Genomic DNA, 16,042 nt, shown 5'->3' with positions numbered 1-16,042 from the left:
GAGCCAACGAATCGTCGCTCTCAAGGCACAGCCTGCCGAGTGGCGGAAAACAGACAAACGGGCCGCGAAGCAGCAAGTTACGACTGCGGTCGCATCTTGTCGGGTTTCGGGCAGCCGATTTTGGCTCCTTCCCCGCGCTGTTTCGCGTGCGCATCGGTGACCCCGGTGCCGTCCGTCGAATGCGGAGGAGCATCCGATGATGGATTTTGACGGTCGTTCTGAGGGCGGTTTCGTGCCCGAGAACCAGGACGAGCTCTCGAACGAGCTGATGCAGGGCCAGAGTGCCGCAGCGCCGCTCGCCGGCCTTGGCCGGGAGCGGATCGTGCAGGCGGGTCCGGACAATGTCATCGTCCTTCCTGCCGGTGCCGACCTCGAAGGCTTTGCCGTCGATGGACGCGATCTCATCATCACGCTCGAAGACGGCTCCGTCATCCGCATCCCGGATGGCGCGATTGTCGTTCCCCAGTTCGTCATCGATGGCGTTTCCATCGCTCCGCAGACCGTAGCCGCGCTCCTCACCGGCAACGAACCCGAGCCGGAAGCCGGAAACCCGCAGAGCTCGGGCGGCAATTTTGCCGGCGACGTGGGCGACATCCAGGCGGCCTATGCGATCGGCGACCTGCTTCCCTACACGGAGCTGTTCCGTCCGCAGTATCCCGAAAAGGAAATCATTCCGTTCGCTCCGAACGATCCGCCCGAAATCATCGTCATCACTCCGGACAATCCGGCAGGCGCCGTGAATGCTTCGGACGAAGTCAACGAAGCAGGCCTGCCTGCGCGTGAGGGTGAATCGGCAGGGACCAACTCGTCCAGCAACTCCGAAATCACCAATGGCACGATCGTCTACACCACGCCCGACGGCTTCGCTTCGCTGAGCATCAACGGCGTCGCGATCACCGCTGTCGGCCAGGTCATCCAGGGTGAATACGGCACGCTTCTGATCACCAGCATCGGCGGTGGCCAGGTCGGCTACACCTACACGCTGACCGACAACCTCCTCGACGTCGAAGTGGACAGCTTCGCAATCACAGTGACCGACGCCGATGGCGACATGGCCACTGCCACGCTCGACATCCGCGTCATCGACGACGCGCCGATCGCCAACAACGACAGCGCCAGCCAGACCGAAGAAGGCGCGGCCGTCACCGTCGACGTCTTCGACAACGACGTGCCCGGCGCCGACAGCGTCGCGATCGGAACTGTCCAGTACGTGCAGGGCTCGCTCAGCGGCACCGGCACGCTCGTCAACAATGGCGATGGCACCTTCACCTACACGCCCGGTCCGGGCGAGCAGGGAACGGTGACCTTCCAGTACAGCATCACCGATGGCGACAACGACAGCGACACCGCGACCGTCACCATCACCCTGCTGCCCGACTCGATCCCGACCGGTGGCACCGTCACCGCGACCGTCGACGATGATGCACTCGCGGGTGGCAACCCCAATTCCACGACCGGTGATCTCGATGCCAATGCCGGCGACAATCCGGCCGACACCAGCGAGGCCACCTTCACCGGCACTCTGGCCTTCAGCGCGGGCAACGACGCCCCTGCAACCATCACCTTCGACCCCGCGCTCAACGGCGCCACCGCCACGGTCGGCACCGAGCAGGTCACCTATTCGCTCGCGGGCAACGTGCTGACCGCAACCGGTCCGCGCGGCGTGCTCTTTACCGTCGAACTGACCGATCCCGCCACCGGTGCCTATCGCGTCACCTTGGTCGACAACGTCCTCCATGCTGGCGGACCGAACGACGAGGCAACCGATGCCACGGTTTCGGTGGGCTTCGTCGTCACCGACAGTGACGGCGATCCGGTCGCAACCACGCTTTCGATCGTCTTCGACGACGACGCTCCGACTGCATTTGCCAACAGCAACAGCGTTACAGAGGGTGACAGCGTTTCGGGCAATGTCCTGACCGACGGGACCGCCGACATCGCCGGCGCTGACGGTTTCGGCGGTGTTGTCGCCATCACCAGCTCGAACACCGAGAGTGAGACCACCTCCGTGGTCGAAGGCAGCCTGGTCATCCAAGGCCAGTACGGTACGCTGACGGTCGATGCCGCCACCGGTGCCTACACCTACGTTTCCAATGCCAACTCGACCAATGCTGACGCAGTCGACAGCTTCACCTACACCATCGTCGATGGTGACGGCGACACTGCCACTGCTACGCTGACGATCAACATCGGCAATGTTGCCGGCGTCGTGACCGACAGCGACGCGCTGGTTAACGAAGCCGGCCTTCCTGCGGGCAGCGATGCTGCCAGCAACAGCGAGATTGCCAGCGGCCAGATCACCGTGACCGGCGCAACCGGCACGCTGACCTATGTGCTCACCAGCCCTGCCGACGGCACCTATGGCACGCTCGTGCTGAATTCCGCGACGGGCGAGTACACCTACACGCTCGATACGCCCTACAACGACGGCGACACGGCAGAGAACACCACCAACACGGTGAGCGGTGCTGAAGGCTTCGGCTACGAAGTCTACGACAGCCTTGGCAACTTCATCGGTTCGGGCACGATCAGCGTCAGCATCATCGACGATGTCCCGACCGCCGCCGACGAAGCCCCGCTGAGCATCGCGGAAGATGCAGCCGGCACCCTGTCGGGCAATGTCCTCGGCAATGACGTGCAGGGCGCAGACGGTGCCACCGTAACCTCGGTCAACATCGGCGGCACCGACCACGCGATCGCGGCCACCGGCACGACCAGCGTCTCCACCGCGAACGGCGACTATACCTTCGACGCCGCAGGCAACTGGACTTTCGATCCGGCCACCGGCCTCGACCAGAGCGCCGGCGATGTGGACGCGTCATTCACCTATACGCTGACGGACGGTGACGACGACTTCGACACCGCGACGCAGCCGATCACCATCTCGGACGGTGCAGGTCCGCAGGCCGGCGAACCCGTTTCGCTGCAGGTCGACGACCAGAACCTGGCCGACGGCTCGGATCCGGCGGCGCCCGTCACCGACAGCGGCGACATCGTCTTCACCGCCGGTTCGGACGCGATCGCCTCGATCATCTTCGACGACAGCGCGACCGCACTCGACTCGCTTGGCGGCGGCCTCACCTGGGAGCGCGTTTCGGACACCCAGATCGTTGGCCGCGACGGCGCCGACGTCATCGTCACGCTCGATCTCTCGGTCAGCGGCACGACCGCCACGGTGACCCTGACTCTCTCGGACAATTACGCGCTCCACCCCGACCTTGGCGACGACCTCGCCGCGCTCGGCTCGGTGTTCGTTGTCGCGACCGACATCGACGGCGACCAGGCCTCGGCCGCAGTCTCGCTCTCGGTTTCCGATGACCTTCCGACCCTTTCGACCAGCGCTCCCGAGGCGGGCTCGCTGGAAGTCGACGAAACCTCGCTCGGTACCAATGCGACGGCCGATTTCTCGGGCCTGTTCACGCCCGACTACAACGCCGATGGTCCCGGCAGCGTTTCGGGCTACACGCTCGGCGTCGCAGCCGGTTCGACCGGCCTTGTGGACACGCTTTCGGGTGAAGCCGTCGTGCTCACGCTGGAAAGTGGCGCGGTCGTGGGCCGCACCGAAACCGGCGGCGATATCGTCTTCATCCTCAGCGTCGATGCTGCCGGGACGGTGACCCTCGACCAGCAGCGCGCTGTGGTCCACGCCGACGATACCAAACCCGACGACGCGACCGGCCTTGCCAGCGGTGACCTCATCACGCTCAGCGCGACGGTCACGGACGGTGACGGCGACACCGCCAACGCAACCGTCTCGATCGGCGATGCCATCAGCTTCCGTGATGACGGGCCGACCATCGATGCCTCGCTCACCGACGGAAACGAAATCCTGCTGACGACGCAGGACGCCGAGACAATCGGCGCTGCGTTCGACACGGCTTCCACGACTGCCGATTTCGGTGGCTCCTTCACCATCGACAGCTCGAGCTATGGCGCAGACGGCGCTGGCAGCATCGGCTGGAATTACGGCTTCGTGATCGACAATGCGAACTCGGGCCTGTTCAGCAACGGGGTGGAAATCACCTTGGCCTTCGACGGCGCGGACATCGTCGGCTCGGCTGGCGGCACCGAAGTGTTCCGCCTTTCGGTCAATGCCGACACGGGCGTCGTGACGCTGACCCAGTACGAGGAAATCGACCACGCTCTCCCAGGCGACGGCGCTGCTCCCTACGACACGCAGTTTGCGGTCCTCGGCGACGGCATCCTGACCCTGCAGGGCACGGCGACGATCATTGATGCCGATGGCGACGAAGCGAGCGAAACGCTCGACCTCGACCTCGGCGGCAACATCCGCTTCGCCGACGACGGTCCGACCGCCAATCCCGACACCGACTCGACAACCGAGGGGGTCGAGGCGACCGGCAATGTCCTCACCGGTTCAGACACCGACTCTGGCGCGGCTGGCGCGGACGTCGGCGGAGCCGACGGTTTCGGCAGCCCGACGGTGGTGGGCGTTGCTGCAGGCAGCGACACCAGCACTCCCGCCACTGGCGGCGTCGGCACCCAGGTTGCCGGCACTTACGGAACGCTCACCCTCAACGCCGACGGCAGCTACAGCTACCTCGTCGAGGCGAATGCCATTTCGTCGGACGCAGTCGAAACCTTCGTCTACACCATCGTCGATGCCGACGGTGATACTTCGACCACGACCCTTACCTTCAACGTGGCGAACGTCGGCCTCACCGCCGACAACGACACGCAGGTGGTGGACGAGGCGGCACTGTCGTTCGGCTCGAACCCGTCGCTGACGACGGAGACGGTGAGGATGGTGACGGCGACCTGTCGACCACCACGCTGACCATCGATGTCGACAACGTCACCCTGGTGGCCGACAACGACACGCAGGTGGTGGACGAGGCGGCACTGTCGTTCGGCTCGAACCCGTCGCTGACGACGGAGACGGTGACGGGCCAGCTGGCGGTTGCGGGCACGGGTGTGACCTATGCGCTGAACAGCGGATCGAACACCTACGGCACGCTGACGCTGAACCCCGACGGCAGCTACAGCTACACGCTGACTGCGCCGTACGACACGAGCCCGGATGCCGACAACGGCACCAACACCGAGCTTGGTGCGGAGAGCTACAGCTACACCGCGACCGATGCCAACGGGAACACGGTGACGGGCACGATCACGATCAACATCGTGGACGATGTTCCGACCGCGGTGGCGGACACCAACAGCGTGACCGAGGGCGGCGATGTGTCGGGCAATGTGCTGACCGATGCGGCCGACGAGTTCGGTGCCGATGGTGCGGAAGCGGCCGGTGGCGTGGTCGGTGTCCGCGCAGCGGGCGGCGACACGACCAGCGATGCCACTGGCAATGTCGGTGCGACGATCAACGGTCTTTACGGCACGCTGACGCTAAACGCGGACGGCAGCTACACCTATGTCTCGACCGCGAACGCGGTGACCGGCGATGTGCAGGACGTGTTCGTCTACACGATCGAGGATGGTGACGGCGACCTGTCGACCACCACGCTGACCATCGATGTCGACAACGTCACCCTGGTGGCCGACAACGATATCGTCACGGTCAACGAAGCTGCCATGGATACGACCCAGACCGGAAGCGACGTGGCTGCAGGTTCGATCACGGGCTCCAACCCGGGTCTGACCACTGAAACGGCGACCGGCCAGCTGGTCATCGCCGGTGCGAGCGGCTTCTCGATTGCGGGGGGCGTCTCGGCCGGTGGTTTCACGACCGTGACGACCGCTTATGGCACGCTCGTCCTCAACGAGAGCACGGGTGCTTATACCTACACGCTGACCTCACCGTACTCGACCAATCCGGCGAGCAACAACGGGGTGACGACCGAGACCGGTGTAGAGAACTTCACCTACACGGCGACCGATGCGAACGGGAACACTGTGACAGGCTCGATCCGTGTCGATGTAATCGACGACGTGCCGGTCGCACTGGTTCCCGATGCGGTCGAGGTCATCAACGGACCGTCGGCTCCGACCGGTCCGATCTCGCTCGACTTCGACGACAACGTCGCCAACAACTATGGCGCCGACGGGGCGGGGACGATCCGCTTCCCGGGATCGCTCGAAGGGGCAGACAGCGGCCTCACCTCGAGCTTCCAGCCGATCACCTATCACCTGGTGAACGGCCAGACGCTGCAGGGCATTGCCGACGGGCAGGTGATCTTCACCGTTACGCTCAATCCGGCGAACGGGACCTATTCGGTCGACATGGACGGAACCATCGACTCGATCGAAAACGTCCAGTTCAACCCGCTGGTGGCCCAGTTCGTGGGCGGCAACGGAAGCTGGACGGGCTTTGTGCCCTTCGGCGACAGCGTTACCACGCCGGTCGACAACGATAGCCAGGACCTGCTGCTCACGCCCGAAGTCAATGGCGTCAATGGCGGCACCATCAACTCCACCGCAAATACCGGCGGTGTGAGCGGCGGTGCTTCGGTTGGCTCCGGCGAAACCTTCCGCGTCGACTTCGTGACCGATCTTCGGGGCAACCCTGCCGACTCGGTCCAGAACGACTACGCTGGAGCGGCCAACCGCGACCACGTGTTCGACGGGCACTACACGGTGAACGGCGCCTTCGCTCTGTTCAAGTCGACTGGCGGTTCGACTATCCGCGTAGGCGCCTACGACGATCCTGACGGAAACACTGTCGTCGGCGACGGTCAGCTCGACCACATCACCGGCGTGGTCATCGTCTGGCGCGGTACCGAGTACAGCGGACCCAACGGTGAGACGATCATCACCACCAGCGGCAACTACACGATCAATGGCCACGTGTTTACGGTCACCTTCAACGCCAATGGCACGGTCGACGTGGCAGGAGTGGAAGGCGATAACGGATCGAGCCAGGTCGGTACGCAGATTGCCGTCTTCACCGACGATGGCTTCAACAGCGTCGAATACAGCTACCTTTCGGGCGGTACCTTCCAGGTCGGCGGGTTCGGCGCGAGCACGCTGACGACCGACCCGGTGAGCTGGGACATCCCGGTCGAAGTGGTGGACGGCGATGGCGACGTTTCGTCGACCGGAGACATCAGCATCACGGCGGTAACTCCGTCGACGACCACGACGCTTGCCGAGCCCTTCTCGGCCAGCGCCAAGTCGGCGCCGGTGTCGGAACCGCTGCTCGCCAGCAGCACCGATCCGCTCACGTCGAACAACAACTTCCAGTCGGAACTGCGTTCGATGGGAATGATGTCGCTGGCAGCCTCGGCTTCGGGCTTCGCCATGAACCACCAGGTCAGCGACTTTGGCGGGTTCGAACTTCGGGCAATGGTTTCCGAAATGGGCTTCGAATCTCCGGCCTTCCACGCTTCGAGCTTGGTGGCCCTGCCCGATGTCAACCTCGGTTTCGAGATGGGCGCCAGCCACTTTGCGGCTTCGACGTTCTCGATCCCGGTGGCCATGGCCCCCATGAGCGGCTTCGACAGCTTCGAAGCATCGCCGATGTCGGGCCTCATCGACATGGCCCAGGGTCACGTGTCCGGCTTCGCGAACAATGGCTTCGCGATGGCCGAGCCTGCAATCGACAGCGGTTTTGCCTCGGCGCTTCCGATGTCCGATGCGATGGGCGGGATGGAAGCGCTCCTCATGCTTGCGGCAGCTCCGGCTGCGCAGGAGGCAGTCGCGCTCGCCGGGGATCCTGCGGCGGCGCTTGCCGACCTCGGTGCCCAGAGCGCGCTCGATGCGGCGATCGACTACTTTGCTACCGGCGAGCCTTTCGGCACCGCGGGCCTTGGCGGCGAGGCTGGCAACAATGCCATGCTGGCCGGCATGCTCGATGCGCAGATCGACTCGTTCCATGCCGTCGGCATGGGTTCGGATTTGGTGCAGGATGCGGCTCTCGTTCTCGAGACCGCCTCTCATGCCTGATCTTCCCGAAAGAAAAAGACAGGGGGAAAAGATGACGAAGACCAATGTTCTACTGCCGCTGGCCCTGGCGGCAACCGGCCTGGCGGCAACGCCAGCGCTGGCGCAGGAAAACTGGGCCGGGATGGATCGCGATACGCTGCGGGGGCAAGTCCAGCAGCGTTACGATGCAGCGCTCGCTGCGACGCTCGATCCCGCCTATTTCAACGCCAACGATCCCCGGTACATCTGGGCATCGGAAGCAAAGGCGCAGTGCGGTATCGCGCTCGGCTATCTCAAGTCGAACACGCGGGACGAGGTGTCGCTGTCGAAGTGCTGGATGGCCTATGATCGCATGATGCAGGTCCCGCAGCCTCGCGTCGTTCCTGCACCCGAGCCGACCCCGGCCCCGGTCTGCAACCGTGAACTGCCTGGCCTGATCTTCTTCGAATTCGATTCCGCTACGCCGGGTTCGGACGCGACCGAGATCGTGCAGTACGTCACCCAGAACGCTGCCGCCTGCAACTGGCGCTCGTTCAACGTTGTCGGTCATACCGACACCTCGGGCTCGAATGCCTACAATTTGGGCCTGTCCCAGCGCCGCGCCGATGCGGTTGCGGGCCTGATGTCCGCACAGGGCATTTCCCAGTCGGCAATCTCGACTTCGGCCAAGGGCGAAGAGGAGCCGCGCGTCCCCACTGCGGATGGCGTGCGCGAACTCCAGAACCGCCGCGTCGAAATCCTGGTCAACAATTAAGAGAGGGGGGAGACCATGCGTAAGCACACCCTGGCCGCAATGACGGCAATCCTGTTGGCCGGAGCTGCACCTGCGGCGATGGCGCAATCGGCCGATACCGAAGCCGTTTCGATGCAGGAGGCCATCACGGTCGCCATGCAGTCGAACCCGGAAATCATCCAGGCACAGTTCAACAAGGAAGCGATCGAATTCGAACGCAAGCAGGCGCAGGGCCTCTACCTGCCCCGCGTCGACATCGAAGCTTCTGCCGGTGTTCGCAGGCTCGAGAACAACACCCGACGTTCGCTCGGCATCTCCGATCAGGAACTCTATCCGATCGAAGGCGTGCTGAGCGGTGAATGGACGGTTCTCGACTTCGGTCGCCGTCGCGGCGAACTGCTGCGCCAGGCTGCCCGCGTCGACGGTGCGTCGCTGCGCGTGGTCGAGCGTTCCGAGTTCATCGCCCTGCAGATCGCCCGCCAGTATCTCGACGTCCTGCTCCAGCAGCGCGTCGCAGCTGCGGCGGCCGACAATGCCGCGTTTCACCAGTCGCTGGTGACCGACCTCGGCACCGGTGTCGAACAGGGTTCGATCAGCATCGCCGACCGCCAGCAGGCCGAAGAGCGCCTGCAGTCTGCCAAGGTACAGAGCGAGGAAGCCGATCTCGGCCTCCAGAACGCCTACATCAGCCTGCGTCGCCTGACCGGTCTCGACCTCAGCGGCGCGGCGCTGCCGCCGAACCTGGCCTCGGCCATGCCGGCGGACCTCGAAACCGCGGTCGGCATGGCCCGCCTGCGCAACCCGCTGGTGCGTGAAGCCCAGGCCGATGTCGATGCAGCCAATGCACTGGTGAAGTCGGCCGAAGGTGACCTTTATCCGACTGTCGGCCTCGAAGTGCGTGGCCGGGCCGGTGAGGATATCGACGGCTTCCGCGGCCAGACTGCCGACGTTCTCGGCCGTGTGGTGCTGCGCTGGAACATCTTCGATGGTGGGATCAAGGAAGCCCGCATCCAGGAGACGGTCCGCCAGGCGAGCCTTGCGCGCTACGCCCTGCACGATCGCCAGCGTGAAGCCGAAGAAGACGTGCGACTCGCGTGGCAGGCACTCGAAACGCAGGGACGCATCGTCACTGCTCTCGACCGCCAGAGCCAGGTGAGCGACGACCTGCTGCTATCCTACCGCAGCCAGTTCAACGTCGGTCGCCGTTCGCTGCTCGACGTGCTCGATGCACAGAACACCAGGTTCAATACTCAGGTGCGTCTTGAAACGGCACGCTTCAGTCAATTGTTCGCGCAATACCAGACGCTCGCTGCTACAAACAACTTCCTGGAGGCGCTGAGCATTGCCCCCGGAGCTGGTGCGGGTTCGAACGAGCGTGAACGCTTCAACTACGGCCCACCGACCCCGGCAGAGCTTCAGCGCCGCGTCTATCCCAAGTAGGGAGAACGGGTGGTGAGTAGTGTCGCAGGTCGATGAGGCAATCGAGGGCGTGGAACTCGATACGCTGACCGAAAGCGTCGCCGAACTGGCGCGGCGCTACGGTCCTGCCTTCGACACGTCGCTGCTTGCGCAGCTTCCGCGTGACGGGCGCGGGTTCCTTCCCTGGCATCAGGCAGGACCCGCGCTCGAGCTCGCGCGGCTGAACTACGACCCGGCCGATCCGCGCAAGCTGCCGCGCACGCAGAAGCACTATCCCGCGCTTGTCGGCCTCGAAGGCGGACGGGCGCTGGTCGCGCTCGAAGCGCGTGAAGGCGACCTGCTCGTCTGGCGTCCCGACAGCGGCATCGAACAATGGGTGTCTCACGCGGAGCTGGCCGAGAGCTATTCCGGCCAGTTCATCCAGGTTTTCGCCGATCCCGACGAACTGCGCGAGAACGAGGCGCCGTGGCACGCCAAGGCGCGCGGCCACTGGTTCTGGAGCGAGCTGCGCAAGGAACGCCGCTCGTTCATGCCGGTGTTCGTCGCCAGCTTCATCATCAACCTGCTGGCGATCTCGCTGCCGATCTTCACGATGAACGTCTACGACCGCGTCATCCCGAACAAGGCGTCCGAGACGCTGTGGGTGCTCGGTATCGGCGTGGTCCTCGCCTTTGCGCTCGAGTTCGCACTGCGCCGCGCGCGCACGGCGGTGGTGGACCAGATCACGCGGCGGCTCGATCTCAAGCTGTCGCAGAAAATCTTCGGGCGCCTGCTCGCCTCACCGCTGGAAGAGCGCAAGGGCCACACCGGCTCGCTCGCCGCGCGCGTCTCTGAATACACGACAGTGCGCGACTTCTTCGCCTCGACCAGCCTGGTGATGGCGATCGACGTGCTGTTCCTCTTTGTCTTCGTGATCGTGATCGCGGTCATCGGTGGATGGCTTGCACTGGTTCCGCTGGCGATCATCAGCGCCATGCTGTTCGCAGGGTACGTGCTGCAGAAGCGCGTGGTGAACGCGGCGCGCGATGCGCAGGCCGACCATGGACTGCAGCAGACGATGCTGGTCGAATCGCTTACCGGTATCGAGACGCTGAAGAGCCTCTCGGGCGAGGGCGCGATGCTGTCGCGCTGGCATCGCCTCGCCGATATCGGCACGCATTCGCAGCAGCGCCTGCGCGATGTGAACTCCTATGCGGTCGGACTTGCCCAGACCTTCCAGCAGATTTCGACCGTCTCGCTGATCATCGGCGGCTATTACCTCTTCGCCGCGGGCGAGATCTCGATGGGCGCGATCATCGCGATCGTCATGCTTTCGTCGCGCTCGCTCTCGCCAGCAGGGCAGATCGCCTTCCTGCTGACTCGCGGTCGCCAGGCGCAGGAGACGCTCGACAGTATCGAGCGCCTGTTCGAAGGCGGGGACGAGCGTCGCCAAGGCAGCAGCCTGACGCTCTCGGCCATCGAGAATCCCACGATCCGGATGGAAAAGCTCGGCTTCGCCTATGCCGAAACCTCGCAGGATGCGCTGGCCGACATCGACCTGACCATCCAGCCGGGCGAGAAGATCGCGATCGTTGGCCGCGTTGCATCGGGCAAGTCGACACTCGGCCGGGTGCTTTGCGGTCTCTACGCGCCGACCGGCGGAACGATGCTGGTGAATGGCATCGACAGCCGCCAGTTCCGTCCGCAGCAGCTGCGTCGCGCATTCCGCTTTGTCGGCCAGGATGCGGCGCTGTTCACCGGTTCGATCAAGGACAACCTCTCGCTCTCCTCGCCGGGCATTTCGGACGAGCGCCTGCTCGAGGCGATGCGGATGACGGGGGCCGATGAATTCCTGTCCCGTGATGCTGGCGGGTTCGATCGTCCGGTAGGCGAGGATGGCCGCCGCCTGTCGGGAGGACAACGCAGCTTCCTCGCGCTGACCCGCGCCATGGTCGAGCCTTGCGAGCTCCTGTTCCTCGACGAGCCTACCGGCGCCATGGACAGCCAGACCGAAAAGCTCTTCGTCGACCGTCTCGGCGCCGCCATGGCACCGAACCAGACGCTGGTCATTGCGACCCACCGCCCGGCGCTGTTTTCGATCTGCGACCGCCTGATCGTCATCGATCGCGGCCGCGTGGTTGCAGATGGTCCGGTCAAGCAGGTGCTGGCCCAGGCCGGCTCCGCACTGGCGCAGGGGCAGTGACGATGTTTATCCAGACCACTCTTGCAAAGCGTATCGCCGCCGTCGCGCTGGTCGTTGGCGCGACACTGGCTGCTGGAACCTCTTCGATCCTCACATCGCCCGAACCGGCGAATGCCATGCCCGTGCTGGGACGCGAGCTTGCCTCGCAGATCAGCACCATGTCGACAGGTGAGGACCAGGTGCTCGCCCTCACCGGCGAGAGTGCCGAAGCACGCAACGCTCTCATCCCGGTTTCCAAGGCCCGTATCGAGACACCCGGCCTGTTCGGGCGGCGCGAAATGTCCGCTAGTTCGCAAGCGACGGCGGAGAAATGCCTTGCCCAGGCGATATACTACGAGGCGGCCCTCGAGCCCGAGAGCGGGCAGCGCGCTGTCGCGCAGGTCGTGCTCAACCGCGTCCGCCACCCCGCTTACCCGAATACGGTTTGCGGTGTCGTCTACGAAGGTGTCGACCGCCCGGTTTGTCAGTTCAGCTTCACCTGCGACGGCTCGCTCCTCCGGGCTCCGTCGGCAGGTTATTGGGACCGCGCCAAGCGCATTGCTCATGAGATGATGAATGGCGGCAGCGCGCCCGAAGTCGGCACTGCAACGCACTACCATGCGGACTATGTCGTGCCCCGCTGGGCTTACACGCTCGGCAAGATCACCCAGATCGGCCGCCATATCTTCTACCGTTTCCCCGGGCGCGCCGGATCGGGCGCCAGTTTCATCCAGCGCTGGTCCGGTCTCGAGCACATCCCGCAGATCGATTTCGAGCGCTTGCGCGTGAAGCTGGCAGCGAACGAGGCGGAGGAGCTTTCACCGGTCGCCGCATTCGTCCCAGGCACGACCGTCGTGGCCGACGTCAAGGATCGCCATGCAGAGGCCGACGTCGGCGGACGTCTCGACACGACGACGACCTGGCGCCTGTCGATCCCCGACCCGGTCCAGCTCAGCGCCAGCTACAAGGCCACATTGGCCGGGCAGGGCGAGAAGATTGCAGAACCGGCTGAGCCGGCAGGAGCTTCCGAATGAATTCCTTGCGCGAGAGGTTCGCCTCGCTCGACGCACCACAAAAGCTGATCGCAGTGGCAGCGATCGGCATACTCGCCCTCTTTATCTGGGCGTCCTTCGCCCAGGTCGAGCAGATTGCGCGCGGCACCGGCAAGGTCATCCCGTCGAGCAAGGCGCAGCTGGTCCAGCCGTCCGAGCCCGCGGTAATCGCAGACATCCTTGTACGCGGTGGCCAGAGCGTGAAGAAAGGCGACCTGCTGGTTCGCCTCGATGATGCGCAATCCAGCTCCGCGCTCGGCGAACTGGAAGCGGAGAACCGCCGCCTTGCCGTGCGGGCACAGCGCCTCGAGAACGAAGCATCGGGCGGCAGCCTCGGATGCGCCGAGGGCGAGGTTTGCGCCGAAGAGCAGCGGCTCCAGCAGGTCCGTGCAGCGACCGCACAAGCGCGACAGAGCGCACTGTCCTCTGCCATCGAACAGCGTCGCCGCGACCAGCAGGAGGCCGAAGCTACCGTAGCCGCGCTGGAGAACAGCGTCCGGCTCGCGCGCGAGCAGGTCAACATGCTCGAACCGCTGGCGCGCAAGAACATCGTACCGCAGACCGAGTTGATCCAGGCCCAGCGCGACCTTGTCGACACGCAAGGCCGTCTCGCCGCTGCCCGCCAGGCCGCCGGACGCGCCGCCGCCTCGATCCGCGAGGCACAGGCAGATCTTAGCCAGGCCCGCCTCGATTTCCGCCAACAGGCGCTGGCAGAGCGCAGCGAAGTCACCACGAAACTGGCCGTGAACGAGGAATCGATCCGCGGCGCTGCTGCCCGCCAGCAGCGCAACGAATTGCGTGCGCCTTCGGACGGTGTCGTCAACGACGTCCAGATCACAACAGTCGGCGGCTTCGTGAATGCAGGCGAGAAAATCATGCAGATCGTGCCGGTCGGCGACAAGCTGCTGGTCGAGGCGCGCATCGCGCCCAAGGATCGTGCCTTCATCAAGGTCGGCGATCCAGCGAATGTGAAGGTTACTGCCTACGACTTCTCGATTTACGGAGGCTTGCGCGGCAAGGTCCAGCAGGTCTCTGCCGACAGCATTTACGACGAGGCGGAACGGCAGGCCTACTACACCGTCGTCGTCGAAACCGATCGCTCATACATTATGAAGAACGGCAAGCGCCTGCCGATCGTCCCCGGCATGATCTGCGATGTCGAGATCATCACCGGACGCCACAGCATTCTCAGCTATCTCTTCAAACCGGTAAACAAGGCGCTCGGTCGCGCCATGACGGAACGCTGATGGTCAGGAACCGTGCAGCCAGGTGCGGCGGTCGTTGAAGCTCAGCACCGGCTGGTAATCGTTTGCCAGCGTCGCATCGAGCACCTGATCGGTAGCGTTGTCGAGCATGCGGTAGCCGTCATCGGTGCGAATTATCAGCACGGCATGGTCGGCACGCCGGACCAGATCCCGCGCAATAGTCAGGAACATGTCCTCGCGGCGCACGCCCGCGGCGGCAAGCAGGTGCATCTTCAGTAGCGCATAGTCCTCGCAATCGCCCTTGCCGAGCTGGAGCGTCTTGCGTGGCCCGGCCCAGAAGTCGGCCTTTCCGAACAGCTTGCGATCGTCGGTGTAGGTAATCCGGTGATTGACCCAGCGATTCACCGCTTCGAGGCGTTGCTCAATTCCGCCGGAACCGGATACGAGATCAGCAGGGACCTGGGAAAGGCGTGCCTTTTCACGGCTTACGCGGGCCCAGGCGCTATCGAAGCTGGTCCGGCCAAGCGCGACCTTGCGGCTGGACAGAAAGTCGTCGCGGCCGAGGCCTGCTGCGGGGGCGATCCGCTTCAGCGAAACAAGACCGGACGTGCCACCCCCGAAGTCGGAGGAGCAGGGGACTACCTTGGCGAAGGCAGCCGATGCCGGTGCAAGCGGCTGCAATACCGGGACGGAAACGGTTTCAGTCGTCGGACCTGCCTGGGGCATCAGCGACCCCAAGGACTCAAATGAAGTCTGTTCCGCGCGAATGCGCTCCAGCTCGCTGGTCCCGCCGCCTAGGATGGCCGAGGCCTTTGAAGCCGTAAGGTTGCCTGCGGCGGCAAAGTCCTGTGTCGGAATGACCGGTGTGCCAGACACTGGGCAGGCAACATTGGCGAGTGCGGCCGTCATAGCCGGCATCAACAACGGCGCGGCACCCTGCGCCTGCGCTGGCAGGGCCACCCCGCCTGCAGCGAGCACGGACGCTGCAGCGACATTGCGCAGTGCATTGCGGAAGTGTTCCGGCCTTACCATGAGGCCCGGAATACGCAGGCAATATCAAGGCGCAGTTTCCGCGCTTGGTTAACGAGTGCTTCTTGATTGAGCTTGGCCTAGGGCGCGTAAAAGGCGCCGATGGTTACCTGCTCAGCGCCGGTCCCGCCGGAGTTCCCGACCATGCTGATAGTATGCGCTGATACGCTTTAGCTGCGGACGGCCGGAGATTTTCTCGAACAGGTACCTGGAGAGCCGGCCCGCCGATTGCGCGAGCGAAACGACACCGAGGAATACCTCGAGAAAGACAAGCGCAGGCAGTATCGTGAAGAAGGAGTGGTTGGATCTCAAGATCCTGGTCGTCATACTTCGAGGCTTCAGTCTGACGGCAAGTGCAGACAGGACAAAGCAGCTGCTTACGTAACACATCGCCAGTAAAAGCACGGATTGCATAGATCGCCACCCCAAGATCCGCTGCATTGTTAGCGTTCAGGGAAAACACCTAGCAAGTGATTTCGATAGAAATTCCAGACAATTGCTCGCGATCCGGCATCGCGTTCCGCGAAGGATAAACTGTCACAAGAAAGGGCGGCGCCTTGCGGCACCGCCCTCCTTGATCAGCAGAAGCTGTTCGAAGTGTAAG

General features: G+C 64.2%; 8 protein-coding genes. 7 read left to right on the top strand and 1 reads right to left on the bottom strand.

Features of this window, described 5'->3' with window-relative positions; translation table 11 throughout:
* The first annotated feature begins 196 nt into the window (after positions 1–196).
* From IRL76_RS11515 to IRL76_RS11485, 7 genes are read left to right on the top strand one after another with little or no spacing between them, the layout of a single operon-like run.
* On the top strand, positions 197–4,798 hold the full coding sequence (locus IRL76_RS11515) for a DUF5801 repeats-in-toxin domain-containing protein (protein WP_200981470.1): 4,602 nt from the start codon (positions 197–199) through the stop codon (positions 4,796–4,798).
* A 26-nt stretch (positions 4,799–4,824) separates the two neighbouring features.
* Positions 4,825–7,860, top strand: a complete 3,036-nt coding sequence (locus IRL76_RS11510; protein ID WP_246449740.1) for a beta strand repeat-containing protein — start codon at positions 4,825–4,827, stop codon at positions 7,858–7,860.
* 31 nt (positions 7,861–7,891) lie between these two features.
* Positions 7,892–8,593 carry an OmpA family protein gene (locus IRL76_RS11505; RefSeq protein ID WP_200984347.1) on the top strand — a complete coding sequence of 234 codons (702 nt, stop codon included), beginning with the start codon at positions 7,892–7,894 and terminating at the stop codon, positions 8,591–8,593.
* A 15-nt stretch (positions 8,594–8,608) separates the two neighbouring features.
* Positions 8,609–10,012, top strand: a complete 1,404-nt coding sequence (locus IRL76_RS11500) for a TolC family protein (RefSeq protein WP_200981469.1) — start codon at positions 8,609–8,611, stop codon at positions 10,010–10,012.
* A gap of 19 nt (positions 10,013–10,031) precedes the next feature.
* Positions 10,032–12,173: a type I secretion system permease/ATPase gene (locus tag IRL76_RS11495; protein ID WP_246449737.1), complete on the top strand. Its 2,142-nt coding sequence runs from the start codon at positions 10,032–10,034 to the stop codon at positions 12,171–12,173.
* A 2-nt stretch (positions 12,174–12,175) separates the two neighbouring features.
* Entirely contained in the window at positions 12,176–13,186 is a 1,011-nt protein-coding gene (locus IRL76_RS11490) for a cell wall hydrolase (protein ID WP_200984302.1), read from the top strand.
* Positions 13,183–14,451: an HlyD family type I secretion periplasmic adaptor subunit gene (locus tag IRL76_RS11485; protein WP_200981468.1), complete on the top strand. Its 1,269-nt coding sequence runs from the start codon at positions 13,183–13,185 to the stop codon at positions 14,449–14,451. The genes IRL76_RS11490 and IRL76_RS11485 overlap by 4 nt, the downstream gene beginning before the upstream one ends.
* A gap of 3 nt (positions 14,452–14,454) precedes the next feature.
* Here IRL76_RS11485 and IRL76_RS11480 read toward each other — a convergent pair whose 3' ends face one another.
* Positions 14,455–15,441: a transglutaminase-like cysteine peptidase gene (locus IRL76_RS11480; protein WP_200981467.1), complete on the bottom strand. Its 987-nt coding sequence runs from the start codon at positions 15,439–15,441 to the stop codon at positions 14,455–14,457.
* Positions 15,442–16,042 lie beyond the last annotated feature (601 nt).

The sequence above is a fragment of the Qipengyuania soli genome (assembly GCF_015529805.1).
GTDB lineage: Bacteria > Pseudomonadota > Alphaproteobacteria > Sphingomonadales > Sphingomonadaceae > Qipengyuania > Qipengyuania soli.
Note: the sequence above shows the minus strand (reverse complement) of the source record. Positions and strands in the feature narration are given on the sequence as shown.

Bases quoted from the DNA above. Each gene is read 5' to 3' on its own strand.
- IRL76_RS11480 (WP_200981467.1), bottom strand. From the start codon at position 15,441: ATGGTAAGGCCGGAACACTTCCGCAATGCACTGCGCAATGTCGCTGCA.
- IRL76_RS11500 (WP_200981469.1), top strand. From the start codon at position 8,609: ATGCGTAAGCACACCCTGGCCGCAATGACGGCAATCCTGTTGGCCGGA.
- IRL76_RS11515 (WP_200981470.1), top strand. From the start codon at position 197: ATGATGGATTTTGACGGTCGTTCTGAGGGCGGTTTCGTGCCCGAGAAC.
- IRL76_RS11490 (WP_200984302.1), top strand. From the start codon at position 12,176: ATGTTTATCCAGACCACTCTTGCAAAGCGTATCGCCGCCGTCGCGCTG.
- IRL76_RS11485 (WP_200981468.1), top strand. From the start codon at position 13,183: ATGAATTCCTTGCGCGAGAGGTTCGCCTCGCTCGACGCACCACAAAAG.
- IRL76_RS11505 (WP_200984347.1), top strand. From the start codon at position 7,892: ATGACGAAGACCAATGTTCTACTGCCGCTGGCCCTGGCGGCAACCGGC.